This window comes from Actinopolyspora sabaoui, assembly GCF_051225635.1.
In the GTDB taxonomy this organism is placed as follows: Bacteria; Actinomycetota; Actinomycetes; order Mycobacteriales; family Pseudonocardiaceae; genus Actinopolyspora.
On record NZ_JBMIHH010000010.1, the window covers coordinates 195,412 to 208,276 of the forward strand.

At 65.2% G+C, this 12,865-nt stretch carries 7 protein-coding genes; 2 read left to right on the forward strand and 5 right to left on the reverse strand.

Annotated elements, in window-relative coordinates; all coding sequences use genetic code 11:
* Positions 1-15: 15 nt before the first annotated feature.
* From metH to ACOQFL_RS18940, 4 genes are all read right to left on the reverse strand, one after another.
* Positions 16-3,621 carry a methionine synthase gene (gene metH / locus ACOQFL_RS18925; RefSeq protein ID WP_435545516.1) on the reverse strand — a complete coding sequence of 1,202 codons (3,606 nt, stop codon included), beginning with the start codon at positions 3,619-3,621 and terminating at the stop codon, positions 16-18.
* Positions 3,622-3,642: 21 nt separating this feature from the next.
* A complete protein-coding gene (locus ACOQFL_RS18930) occupies positions 3,643-4,617 on the reverse strand; it encodes a carbohydrate kinase family protein (protein ID WP_435545517.1) in 975 nt (324 codons plus the stop codon).
* A gap of 146 nt (positions 4,618-4,763) precedes the next feature.
* Positions 4,764-5,957 (reverse strand): methionine adenosyltransferase, encoded by a 1,194-nt coding sequence (metK, locus tag ACOQFL_RS18935; protein WP_435545552.1) that lies wholly within the window; start codon positions 5,955-5,957, stop codon positions 4,764-4,766.
* A 66-nt stretch (positions 5,958-6,023) separates the two neighbouring features.
* Positions 6,024-7,721, reverse strand: coding sequence for a glycine/sarcosine N-methyltransferase (locus ACOQFL_RS18940; protein WP_435545518.1), 1,698 nt, complete (start codon positions 7,719-7,721; stop codon positions 6,024-6,026).
* A gap of 1,213 nt (positions 7,722-8,934) precedes the next feature.
* Between ACOQFL_RS18940 and ACOQFL_RS18945 the strand changes: the two genes are divergently transcribed.
* Together ACOQFL_RS18945 and ACOQFL_RS18950 are read left to right on the forward strand one after the other, a co-directional pair.
* Positions 8,935-10,791, forward strand: a complete 1,857-nt coding sequence (locus tag ACOQFL_RS18945) for a glycoside hydrolase family 2 protein (RefSeq protein ID WP_435545519.1) — start codon at positions 8,935-8,937, stop codon at positions 10,789-10,791.
* A 121-nt stretch (positions 10,792-10,912) separates the two neighbouring features.
* Positions 10,913-11,983, forward strand: a complete 1,071-nt coding sequence (locus ACOQFL_RS18950; RefSeq protein ID WP_435545520.1) for an aldose 1-epimerase family protein — start codon at positions 10,913-10,915, stop codon at positions 11,981-11,983.
* A gap of 123 nt (positions 11,984-12,106) precedes the next feature.
* On the opposite strand, the gene ACOQFL_RS18955 is transcribed toward ACOQFL_RS18950, so the two are convergent.
* On the reverse strand, positions 12,107-12,775 hold the full coding sequence (locus ACOQFL_RS18955) for a LuxR C-terminal-related transcriptional regulator (RefSeq protein WP_435545521.1): 669 nt from the start codon (positions 12,773-12,775) through the stop codon (positions 12,107-12,109).
* Between the last annotated feature and the right edge of the window lie 90 nt (positions 12,776-12,865).

Consider the following 12,865-nt stretch of genomic DNA (forward strand, 5'->3'; position numbering starts at 1 on the left):
CGCGCCTGCCGCCTGTCAGGTGTTGAAGTACTTGGCCTCGGGGTGGACCGCGACGATGGCGTCGGTGGACTGCTCGGGATGGAGCTGGTACTCCTCCGAGAGTTCCACGCCGATGTTCTCCGCGCCGAGCAGCTCGACGATCTTGGCGCGGTCCTCCAGGTCGGGGCAAGCACCGTAGCCGAGCGAGAACCGGGCACCGCGGTAGCCGAGCTTGAAGAACTCCTCGACGTTGTCCGGGTCCTCGGAGGCGACCGTCTCACCGGAGGACCACTGCAGCTCGCGACGGATGCGACGGTGCCAGTACTCGGCCATCGCCTCTGTCAGCTGCACACCGAGACCGTGGATCTCCAGGTAGTCCCGGTAGGCGTCGGCGGCGAACAGTTCGTTGGCGTAGTCGGCGATGGGCTGCCCCATCGTGACCAGCTGCAACGGCAACACGTCCACCTGGCCGGTGGCCTCGGCCTTCTCCTTGGAGCGGTAGAAGTCGGCCAGGCACAGCCTGCGGTCCCGCTTCTGCCTCGGGAAGTTGAACCGGAACCGTTCCGGAGCGTCCGGGGAATCCTTGTCGAGCACGATCAGGTCATTGCCCTCGGACACGCACGGGAAGTAGCCGTAGACCAGTGCCGCGTGCTGCAGGATGCCCTTGGTCGCGAGCTCGTCCATCCAGGCGCGCAGCCGGGGACGGCCGTCACTCTCGACGAGCTCCTCGTAGCTCGGCCCCTGGCCCTTCTTGGCTCCGCGCAGCCCCCACTGTCCGAAGAACGTGGCACGTTCGTCGAGCAGCGCGAGGTACTCGTTGCTGGAAAGCCCCTTGACGACCTTGGCGCCCCAGAACGGCGGCGTGGGAACCGGGACATCGGCGTCGACGTCGGAGCGGACGCTGTCGTCGCGCTCGTCGGGTTCCGGCCCCTGCTCGGCCTTGCGCTTCTCCGCGATCCGGTTGGAACGCTCGCGCCTGGCCTTGCGCTCGGCCTTCTTGGCCTGCTCCGCCTCGTCCTCCTCGGGGTTCTCACCGCGCTTGGACTGCATGATGCGGTCCATGAGCTTGAGTCCCTCGAAGGCGTCCTTGGCGTAACGCACGTCGCCCTGGTACATCTCGTCGAGATCGTTCTCGACGAAGGACCTGGTCAGAGCGGCACCACCCAGCAGAACCGGGTACTTCTCCGCGATTCCCCTGGAGTTCATCTCCTCCAGGTTGTCCTTCATGATGACCGTGGACTTGACCAGCAGTCCGGACATGCCGATCGCGTCGACGTTGTTCTTCTCGGCCTCTTCGAGGATGGTGTTGATCGGCTGCTTGATGCCGATGTTGACCACCTCGTAGCCGTTGTTGGACACGATGATGTCGACCAGGTTCTTGCCGATGTCGTGCACATCGCCCTTGACCGTGGCCAGCAGCAACCTGCCCTTGCCGCCCGAGTCGTCCTTCTCCATGTGCGGCTCGAGGTGGGCCACCGCGGTCTTCATGATCTCGGCGGCCTGCAGCACGAACGGCAGCTGCATCTGGCCCGCGCCGAAGAGGTCACCGACCGTCTTCATCCCCGACAGCAACGTGTCGTTGACGATCTCGAGCGGCTTCTTCTCCTGCATCGCCTCGTCGAGATCGGCATTCAGGCCGTTCTTCTCGCCGTCGACGATGCGCTGCTCCAACCGCTCGAACAGCGGCAGGGCCGCCAACTCCTCGGCCTTGGAGGAACCGGTGCTCTCGGCCGACTTGCCCTCGAACAGGGCCATCAGCTTCTGCAGCGGATCGTAGGCGTCCTCGGTCTCGGTGGCCTCGGTCCGCCGGTCGTAGACGAGGTCCAACGCGACCTGGCGAGATTCCTCGTCGATCTTGTTCATCGGCAGGATCTTGGACGCGTGCAGGATGGCACTGTCCAGACCGGCTTCCCGGCACTCGTTGAGGAAGACCGAGTTGAGTACCTGACGGGCCGCGGCGTTGAGACCGAACGAGACGTTGGACAGACCGAGCGTGGTCTGCACCTCCGGGTGCCGCGTCTTGAGCTCCCGAATGGCATTGATCGTCTCGATGGCGTCCTGCCGGACCTCCTCCTGACCGGTGGTGATCGGGAACACCAGGAGGTCGATGATGATCGCGGACTTGTCCAGACCCCAGTTTTGGGTCAGATCCTCGATGATCCGCTCGGCCACCCGCAGCTTCCACTCGGCGGTGCGGGCCTGGCCTTCCTCGTCGATGCAGGTGCACACCACGGTGGCGCCGTGCTCGACGGCCATCTTCATGACCCGGTCGTAGCGACCGCCCTCCTCGGTGCCGTCCTCGTAGTTGATCGAGTTGATCGCGCACCGACCGCCGAGGTGCTCCAGACCGACCTCGATGACCTCGGCCTCGGTGGAGTCCACCATGACCGGCAGCGTTGAGGCAGTGGCCAGCCGAGAGGCCAGCTCACGCATGTCGTGGGTGCCGTCGCGGCCCACGTAGTCCACGCACAGGTCGAGCATGTGCGCGCCCTCGCGTGTCTGCCCCTTCGCGATCTCGACACAGTCCTCGTAGCGCTCCTCCAGCATCGCCTCGCGGAACGCCTTGGAACCGTTGGCGTTGGTGCGCTCACCGACGTTGAGGAGCGAGGCTTCCTGCTCGAACGGGATCGCCTGGTACATCGAGGAGATCGAAGGAACGATCTCGGGGGTCCGCTCGGGGGGATTGAGGGGCGAGACGGCCTCGGCGACCTGGCGAACGTGTTCGCCGGTCACACCACAGCAACCACCGACCAGCCGCGCGCCGTAGTTGTTGGCGAAGTCGACCAACGCGTCGGCCAGCTCAGCGGGCTGCAGGGGGTACACCGCGCCGTTGGGGCCCAGTTCCGGCAGGCCCGCGTTCGGCATGACCGAGATCGGCACCCGCGCGTGATCGGCCAGCACCCGCAGGTGCTCGCTCATCTCGGCGGGCCCGGTCGCGCAGTTCATGCCGATCATGTCGATGCCGAGTGGCTCCAGCGCTGTCAGCGCCGCGCCGATCTCGGAACCGACCAGCATGGTGCCGGTCTGCTCCACGGTGACGTGGGCGATGATCGGAACCCACTTCCGCTGCGTGGCCATCGCGCGCTTGGCCGCGACGATGGACGCCTTGGTCTGCAGCAGGTCCTGCGAGGTCTCGACCAGGATCACGTCGACTCCGCCGTCGAGCATGCCCAGTACCTGCTCGTAATAGGCGTCCCGCAGGTCGGCGTACGGCGCGTGTCCCAGGGTGGGCAGCTTGGTACCCGGTCCCATCGACCCCAGAATGAAACGCGGCTTCTCCGGCGTGGAGTACTCGTCGCAGCACTCCCTGGCCAGCGCCACGCCCTTCTCGGAGAGGTCCCGGATCCTGTCCTCGATCCCGTACTCACCGAGGTTCGGCAGGTTGCAGCCGAACGTGTTCGACTCGATGGCGTCCGAGCCGTTCTTCAGGAAGCCCCGGTAGACCGAGCGCACGACGTCGGGGCGCGTCTCGTTGAGGATCTCGTTGCAACCTTCGAGGTTGTTGAAGTCCTCCAGGGTCAGGTCGTGCTCCTGCAGCGCCGTACCCATGCCGCCGTCCCCGACGAGCACACGTTCGGCGATGGCCGTGAGAAACCCGCTCGGGTCGTTGTCCCGCCGGCCCGATTCTTCCTGTTTCGTCATCACGCTGCCTTCCCGAACGCTTCAGCGAAGCACGGACTCGATCTCGCCCGCGGCCTGCTTGCCGTAGGCCTCGGCGAACCTCGAAACGAACGAGCCCTTCTCGACCTCGTATTCCTGCGGCCCGTCGGTTTCCAGGGATGTTGTCGCCAGGGTGCACCCGAGCTGAATGGAACGCTCGAGCCCCAGACCGTTGGCCAGACCGGCCAGGAAGCCCGCACGCAGCGCGTCGCCCACGCCCGTGGGGTCGCCGACCTGCTTGGGCTTGACCGGGGCGATCTCTACCGTCTCCGCCGACTTGGACTCGATGCGCACACCGTGCTCACCGAGCGAGGTGACCCACATGCCGACCTGGTCGAGCACCTCGGCGTGCGACATGCCGGTGCTCTGCAGCAGCAGACTGTGCTCGTACTCGTTGGTGAACAGGTACTTGGCACCCTCCACCAGCTTACGGATCTGCGGCCCGTCCATGAGAGCGAGCTGCTGGCCCGGGTCCGCGACGAACTCGAAACCGCGATCGCGGCACTCCTGGCTGTGGCGCACCATCGCTTCCGGATCGTTGGCCGAGACGATCACGAGGTCCAGGCCGCCCACCCGGTCGGAGATGGGCTTGAGCTCGATCTCGCTGGCCTCGGACATCGCACCGGGGTAGAACGAGGCGATCTGGTTCTGGCTCTCGTCGGTGGTGCAGGTGAACCGAGCGGTGTGCGCCGTCTTGGAGGTGTGGACCGCACTGGTGTCGACACCGTGCCGGTCCAGCCACGCGCGGTACTCGGCGAAGTCCTCGCCGACCGCACCCACCAGCAGCGGCGTCACGCCGAGCTGGCCGAGGCCGAAGGTGATGTTGCCCGCGACGCCGCCGCGGCGCACCTCAAGCTGGTTCACGAGGAAGGAAAGCGAGACCTGATCGAGCCGATCGGCGATGAGCTGGTCGGCGATCTTGCCCGGGAAGGACATCAGATGGTCGGTGGCGATTGAACCGGTCACCGCAATTTGCACTGGGAAAACTCCTTCACCAGGGCCGGTGACCGTGTCGCGGCACCGGCCCGCGGTCGTGGATGAGCGAACCTGGCATTGCTCGCCACGCCGCGGGGCGCGGAAGCTTCCGCGCCCCGCGGCGTCGACGAAACGTCGCTATGCGGCTGTCAGAGGCCCGCGGCGCTCTTCAGAGCCTCGACGCGGTCGGTGCGTTCCCAGGGCAGGTCCACATCCGTACGCCCGAAGTGCCCGTAGGCCGCCGTCGGCGCGTAGATCGGCCGCAGCAGGTCCAGATCCCGGATGATCGCCGCCGGACGCAGGTCGAACACCTCGTTGATCGCCGCCTGAATCTTGACCGGATCCACGTTCTCGGTGCCGAACGTCTCCACGAACAGCCCCACCGGAGCCGCCTTACCGATCGCGTAGGCCGTCTGCACCTCGATCCGGTTCGCCAAGCCCGCGGCCACCGCGTTCTTGGCCACCCACCGAGTCGCGTACGCCGCCGACCGGTCCACCTTCGACGGGTCCTTACCCGAGAACGCGCCACCACCGTGCCGCGCCATACCACCGTAGGTATCCACAATGATCTTGCGGCCCGTCAGACCACAATCACCCATCGGACCACCCGTGACGAACCGACCCGTCGGATTCACCAGCAGGCGCAGATCGGTGGTGTCGAGGCCGACACGCTCGATCTCCGGGTTGATGACGTGCTCACGGATGTCGGGAGCCAGCATGGCGTCGAGGTCGATGTCGCCCGCGTGCTGCGTGGACAGCACGGCGGTGTCCAGCCGGACCGGCTGGTCCCCGGCGTACTCGACCGTGACCTGGGTCTTGCCGTCGGCACGCAGGTAGGGCAGCACACCCTCGGTGCGGACCCTGGTGAGCCTGCGGGACATGCGGTGCGCCAGAGCGATCGGCAGCGGCATCAGCTCGTCGGTCTCGTTCGAGGCGTAGCCGAACATGAGCCCCTGGTCACCGGCACCCTGCTGGGCGATCTCGTCGATGACACCATCGACACGGGACTCGTGCGCGGTGTCGACACCCTGACCGATGTCCGGCGACTGCGCGTCGATCGAGACGTTGATGCCGCAGGAATCGCCGTCGAAGCCCTTGGCCGAGTTGTCGTACCCGATCTCCAGGACCTTCTCCCGCACGATCGCGGGCAGATCCACGTCGGCGGCGGTGGTGACCTCACCGGCCAGGTGCACCTGGCCCGTGGTGATCATGGTCTCCATGGCCACACGCGAACGCGGGTCCTGCGCCAGCATCGCGTCCAGGATCGCATCGCTGATCGAGTCGGCCATCTTGTCCGGGTGGCCCTCGGTCACGGACTCACTGGTAAACAACCTGCGGTTCATCTCAGTCACGGCTGATCTTCACCTCACTGCTTGTTACTTCGATTATTCTTCGTACTCGACGGCCTGTCATGCCTTGGCGTGGATGATGCCCCAGGCAAGGTTCCCGCCATTGCCGCCCTGCACCCAGTTGCGCAGGCCGGTCTTCATGCGAGTCCGGTATTCCTCGCCGATGAAGTCGGCGAGTTCGTTCTCCCGGCTTTCCAGAACTTCCAGCACCCGGCCGTAGTGCAGCGGCAGGTACTCGCTGAGATCCTCGAACTCGACGTTCTGCAGCCCGAGCCTGCTCAGCTCCTTGCGGTAGAAGCCGGGGGATCCGAGCGAGTCCAGGTGCAGCCGGTCCAGAATCGGCCCGAGAGCGCTCTTCTCGGCCGAGTCGGCGGCCATCGGATCGGTGAACAGCACCGAGCCCTTGGGTTTGAGGACCCTGGAGATCTCCTCCATCACCCTGGTGCGGTCACCGCTGTGCAGGAAGGAGTCCTGCGACCAGACGATGTCGAAGGCATTGTCCTGGTAGGGAATGTCCTCGAACGAGCCGTCGGCCACCTCGATGAGGTGATCGAGCCCCTCGGCACGGCTGATCTCGCGGTTGCGCTGGTTCTCCACCTCGCTGAGATTGAGGCAGGTCACCTTGCAGCCGTAGGTGCGCGCCAGGTAGCGGGCGGCACCGCCGTAGCCGGCACCCAGGTCCAGGATGGTGGTGTTGGCGTCGATGTCGACCTTGCTCGCCATCCGCTGGACGGTGCGCTCGCTCGCGGCGGCGATGTCCTCCTGCGGAGTCTGGTAGAGACCGACGTGGATGTCGTTTCCTCCCCAGACGTGGTAGTAGAAGTTGTCCGCGTCCTCGGAGTTGTAGTAGTCCCGCGCGGTGTGCACCGCGTTGGAGTACATGTCCAGGAACTCGTCCTCGGTACGGTAGTTCTTCTCCGCCACGTGGATGAAGAAGTCCGGCTCCGTGTCACCGTAGGTTTCCTGAAAGTCACCGTAGGTGTCAATCCGCTGGAAGCCGACCTCACGCATGAGCCGCCGGACGTAGTCCTTCCGCAGCGGGTACATGTTCAGGAAGAATTCGGACTTGTCCGGGAACGTGTACTTGAACCGGGCCAGACCGTCGTCGATGTGGTCCGGCTCGGCGGAAACGTCCTCACCGGCGTAGTAATAGGTGTGCTTACTGGAGAAGCCGGTGTCCAGAATGGAATCGTAGTTACGCTGGTCGATGATCAGAACACCGTCGTGCTTGAGCATCGCGTAGAACTCCGCCAGCGTTTTGCGGCGGTCCCGCTCCGAGAACAGGTGGGTAAACGAGTTACCCAGGCAAATGATCGCGTCGTATTCACCGTGCACGTCGCGGTTGAGCCAGCGCCAGTCCGCGTTGACCACGCGCAGAATGTGGCCGCCGTACTCCAGTCCGTTACTGAAGGCCTTGGCCAGCATCTGCGGACTGCCGTCCGCGCTGACGGTCTCAAAACCCTCTTCGAGCAGCCGGACCGAGTGGAAACCGGTCCCGGTCGCTGCGTCCAGCACGGTCTTGACACCACGGGCACGCAATTGATCGATGAAGAAGGTCCCCTCGCTCTCGTAGCGAGCCTTCCAATCGATCAGATCGTCCCACTTGTCGACGAATCCACCGACATACTCTTGAGTGTAGTGATCAGTGTCGCGTACTTCCAACGGATTGTCGCCGAACGCCTGCTCCTCGAGGTGAACCGAGTCCTGGTCGTTCGACCCCTGGTCACCACGTGCAAGATCGTCCACGCTCTTGGTCATACTCAGCTCCCACTCGCGTTGGTCAAGCGCCACTGCATCGCTCGGAACCACGGTGAATTCACCGTCCCGAGCCTTCACGGGCGCGCCGGGGCACCTCACAAGGGGCACACCGCACCGGTGCGGGCAGCCAACTGGCGGGCCGCGCACTGGCACCGGTCAGCACACTCGGTCGGCACCTTTGCCGCCCGATCCCGACGCAGATTCCGTACGCCGAGAACCCAACTTATTCGCATTCACGAAAAATGCAAGCACATTCAGCTGTGACCCTAATCATAGAAATAGGATGATCGCGTGATTCGCACAGTTACCCTAAGTAAAAAATAGGCTGTCACCAGGGAAAGTTTAGTTTTTCGCGCCAGGGGTCACGATCCGGCAAAGGCAATCACGCCAAAGATGCAGTACAATGCGCGTGCGCCACATACCACAACGAAGACGAATAGTGCAACCGTACGATCCGATGAAATAAACAACGCGAACCCGGTGCCGCACTGATTCTTTATTCGCCTGTGCCCCTTCCATCGAAGGCGGGACCCCGGATGTTACGCCCCGGCTCCGCTCGGGGTGGGATACCCCACTCTTCCGCGGAGAAGGCACTGTTCGTCCAGGTCAACACCACTTCTCCACGAGAAGAATGATCAATGACTCACAAACCCGTCGACAGCACCTCGCGAGATCCGCGAAATCGACCCTTTTCCCACTTTATTATTGTCGACAATCATTCTAATCGATTGTGCTGGATTCCTGTTCCGCCGTCCGGACGCCACTCGTCCGGGGAACACGGACCCGAGCGCCCCACCCCGCCCGCCTGAACGACGCACTCCGAGCCGCTCGCCCCGCGAGCCGCGGAAGTGGTCGCCGCCCGGAACCGCGTCTCGCCTCGTCCACGGACTCGCGACGCTCGGAACCGGTACTCGCGCTCCGGCGTCGGTGTTGCCCGAGCCGGACCGTCGCCGCCAGCTCGGCGCGTCTGCCGGATGACACGCGAACGAGCTCCCAAACTGACGCTGTGCCGCCATTCGACTTCACAGTGTTGCACCGGACGGAGCAATCTCGTGCACCGGTGTTGACGTGAGATGTGTTCTGGCTCATTAATGTTTGTTAATGGTGATTTAAGTCCGGTTGTGTTGCTCTTTGTTGTTGTATGTGCTTCCGAAGTGGAGGCTGCGACGCTCTCAACACGGATGAGGATCGCCCGAGACCGTGAGGAGGATCGATGCAGTCACGACCACCGCGTCGTGTGACGGCCAAGCACCTGGGTGTGCTCTCCATGGCCGCCGCGTTGGCGCTGGGTGCCGCTCCGGCGGCGGCAGCTCATCCCGTCGGGCACCAGCCATCGGCTGAAGCACCACTGACCACGCCGTGGACGGATCAGGTGGGACCGGACAACGCGCTACCCGAGTACCCGCGCCCCCAGCTGAAACGCGAGCGTTGGCAGAACCTGAACGGCGAATGGGAGTACGCGGGCGGTGCCGCTCCGCCGGACCGGAACCAACGGGAGCTGGGCGAACGGATCCTGGTCCCCTACCCGGTCGAGTCCACGCTGTCCGGCATTCAGCGGCACGACGACCACATGCTCTACCGGCGCCACTTCCGGGTGCCGCCCCACTGGCGGGGTGACGAGCTGCTGTTGCACTTCGGAGCCGTGGACCAGGAGGCAACGGTTTGGGTCAACGGCGAGCGAGTCGGTTCCCACCAGGGCGGTTACACCTCCTTCACGGTCGACGTGACCGAAGCGCTGCGACCGGGAGCACGGCAGCGGGTAACCGTGGCTGCCACGGACACCAACGAACGGGGCCGGTACCCCATCGGCAAACAGACCGACACTCCCGGTGGGATCTTCTACACCGGTTCCTCCGGCATCTGGCAGACCGTGTGGCTGGAACCGGTCTCACGGACACACCTGACGGAACTGAACATCACACCGCACCTCGAGGCGGAGACGTTCCGGCTGGAACCCGAGATCCGCGGCTCGCGAGCCGCGAGCGTGGAAACGGTGATCTCGCGTCCCGAAGGCGGGGTGGTCTCACGAACTACCACGGAAGCTGGATCGACCGTACGGGCACCGGTGCCGAACCCGCGCACGTGGAGCCCCGAGGATCCCTACCTCTACGACCTGACCGTGCGCCTGTTGGATGCCGACGGCCGTGAACTGGACCGCGTCGCCAGCTACGCGGGGATGCGTTCGATCGGGCTGGTCAAGGACTCTCGGGGCAGACAACGAATCGCCCTCAACGGGAAGATCCTGTTCCAGCAGGGAATGCTCGACCAGGGGTTCTGGCCGGACGGGCTGCACACCCCGCCCACCGACGAAGCGATGCGCCACGACATAGCGCAGGCCAAGCGGATGGGCTTCAACATGCTCCGCAAGCACATCAAGGTCGCTCCGAAACGCTGGTACTACTGGGCCGACCGGATGGGCATGCTGGTTTGGCAGGACATGCCCTCTCTGACGGCCCAAACCGGCGGCACCAACGGCGTGCCCTCGGAGGAGGCCCGGACGAAGTTCGAGGCCGAGGCCACCGCCGTGGTCGATCAGCTCGACAGCGTGACCTCGCTGGTGACCTGGGTGCCGTTCAACGAGGGATGGGGTGAGTTCGACACCGCACGCATCACGGAGCGGATCCAGCGGCGGGACCCCAGCAGACTCGTGAACGCCGCCAGCGGTGTGAACTGCTGTAACTCACTGCCTGACACGGGCGCGGGTGACATCTACGACGATCACACCTACGTGGGGCCGGGTACCCCGGAGGCCACCCCCGAACGAGCGGCGGTCGACGGTGAGTATGGCGGCCTCGGACTGGTCGAGCAGGGGCACCTCTGGCCGGGCCAACCGGGAGCCTACGAGATGACCGACACTCGGGCAGAACTCACCGAGCGCTACGGCCAGCTCAGCGACGAGTTGATCAGCGCGATCGAGCGGAACGGTCTGTCGGCTGCGGTCTACACCCAGGTCTCGGACGTGGAGAACGAGGTCAACGGGCTGATGACCTACGACAGGAAGATCACCAAGCCGGATGTCGCCTCGATTCGCGCGGAGAACGAGGCGATCATCGAAGCCGGCAGTCCGTGACCTCCTCGTAATCGACCCGGTGGACGAACCGTGTGTTCGTCCACCCGGCCTTCTCCACCAGAAGAACCCGAAGACCCCGCTCGGAGAACTCCGGGCGGGCTTCGACAGAAAGGGAGTCCCCATGACCGACGTCGGGCCCACGAGGAGCGACTGGAGCAGGCGCGGGGCGTTGACCACTCTCACCGCGACGACCGCGGCCGCGGCGCTGGGCGGCAGAGCCGCCGCGCGCTCCGCCGGAAGCAAGCACCACTTTCCCGGCCACCGGGATCGGGAACAGAGCGCGAACGGCAGGCTCTACGAGATCCGTTCGGGGCACCACCGCGCGCTCGTGGGTGGGGTGGCGGCCACCCTGCTCTCCTGGCGGGTGGCGGACGAGGAAATGCTGCTGACCCATCCCCCGGACGAGGTGGGTGAGGGCTTCCAGGGCAAAACGATCCTGCCCTGGCCAAATCGGATCGATCGGGGAACCTACGAGTTCAACGGCGAGCGGTTGCAGGTTCCGATCAACGAACCATCGAGGCAGGCGGCACTGCACGGCCTGATGAACTTCGTGGAGTGGGAACCGGTGCGCCACCGAGCCGACAGCGTGTCGCTGCGGTACTTGTTGCACCCGCAGTACGGCTATCCGTTCCGCATGGCGTTCCTGGTCGAGTACAGCGTCGACCGCCACGGTGTGCGGTGCACGCTGACCGCCGAGAACAGGGGCAGTCACGAAGCGCCCGTGGGATGGGCGAACCACACCTACATCGCCGCCGGGACGGGTGGCACCGACGGCATGGAGCTGCGGCTGCCCGCGGCGACCTACTACCGCACCAACGACCGGCTCATCCCGACGGGTACCGCCCCGGTCGCGGGCACCGAGTACGACTTCCGAAGTGGTAGGACCATCGGTTCGACCACGATGGACACGGCCTTCAAGGATCTGGCACGGAATCGGCGCGGCCACGCGACCGTACGATTCGGGCGCACCGACGGACCCGATGTGCTGCTGTGGGTGGACGAGTCCTACGGCTACCTCCAGGTCTACACCGATGACGCCCCCAGCGAGCAGCGTCCGCAGCCTGCCCGTTCGGGAATCACGGTGGAACCGAACACCTGCCCGCCGAACGCGTTCGTGACCGGCGAGGCCGTGCGAGTGCTGCGTCCCGGCGAACGGCACACCGGAACCTGGGGCCTGCTGGCCCCCTGGTGAGGGCAGTGCTTTTACCCCGGTGCGAGCGGTGTTTTCGGTACGGGCGGTCCGCTCGTGCCGAAAACACCACGACGCAGCGCCGACCCACGAATCCGCGCGGAACTCGTGGGCGCCGAACTCCGGTCAGCCCGCCTGATCCTCGTCAGGAGGCTCCAGCAGACTGTGTCGCACCGCGAGGGTCGCGGCCTCCAGCCTGGAGTGCACGCCCAGTTTACCCAGCAGTGCCTGCACGTGTGTCCGTACCGTCGTGCTGGACACTCCCAGTTGCTTGGCCATGGTCGTGGTACGAGCCCCCGAGACGAGCAGACGCAGGCAGTCCTGCTCCCGAGGTGTCAACGACATTCGCGGCGAGGCGCGATCGCGGTTGTTCGGCAGGTTGACACTGGTGCGACGACCGTCGGGGAAACGTGGCAAACGGGTGACCGGTTCCCCCGCCGCGGCCTTGCCCACGGCCTCCACGAGGGCGGTCAGTCCGCACATCTTGGTGACGTAACCGATGGCCCCCTCCCGCATCGCGCGGCGCATACCCTCCGCGTCGGAGTCCGCGGTGAGCAACAGCACCCGCATTCGTGATCCACCGGCGGCCGTGATCTCGTCCAGGCGATTCAGTGAGTCGCCATCTGTGAAGAACCTCTCCAGTACGCATACGTCGGGTTTGTTGCGACGCACGCTGCGTACGGTCTCGGTGATGCTGTGCGCGGTGTCCAGCACGTTGAGTCCCCGCTGTGGGAGCACCGTCACCAGTGCCTCCACGAACACCGTGTGATTGTCCCCCAGCACCAGGTCAGCCATTGTTTTCCCCCTCGTGGTCAGCCGTGATCCCGCCGGAGCTCGTTCGCGGTGCACCACGGAGCCCGGTTCACGCTCACGGCCTCGACAAAC

Coding starts and splice junctions, on each gene's coding strand:
- ACOQFL_RS18950 (WP_435545520.1), top strand. CDS start 10,913: ATGACCGACGTCGGGCCCACGAGGAGCGACTGGAGCAGGCGCGGGGCG.
- metK (WP_435545552.1), bottom strand. CDS start 5,957: ATGAACCGCAGGTTGTTTACCAGTGAGTCCGTGACCGAGGGCCACCCG.
- metH (WP_435545516.1), bottom strand. CDS start 3,621: ATGACGAAACAGGAAGAATCGGGCCGGCGGGACAACGACCCGAGCGGG.
- ACOQFL_RS18955 (WP_435545521.1), bottom strand. CDS start 12,775: ATGGCTGACCTGGTGCTGGGGGACAATCACACGGTGTTCGTGGAGGCA.
- ACOQFL_RS18940 (WP_435545518.1), bottom strand. CDS start 7,721: ATGACCAAGAGCGTGGACGATCTTGCACGTGGTGACCAGGGGTCGAAC.
- ACOQFL_RS18945 (WP_435545519.1), top strand. CDS start 8,935: ATGCAGTCACGACCACCGCGTCGTGTGACGGCCAAGCACCTGGGTGTG.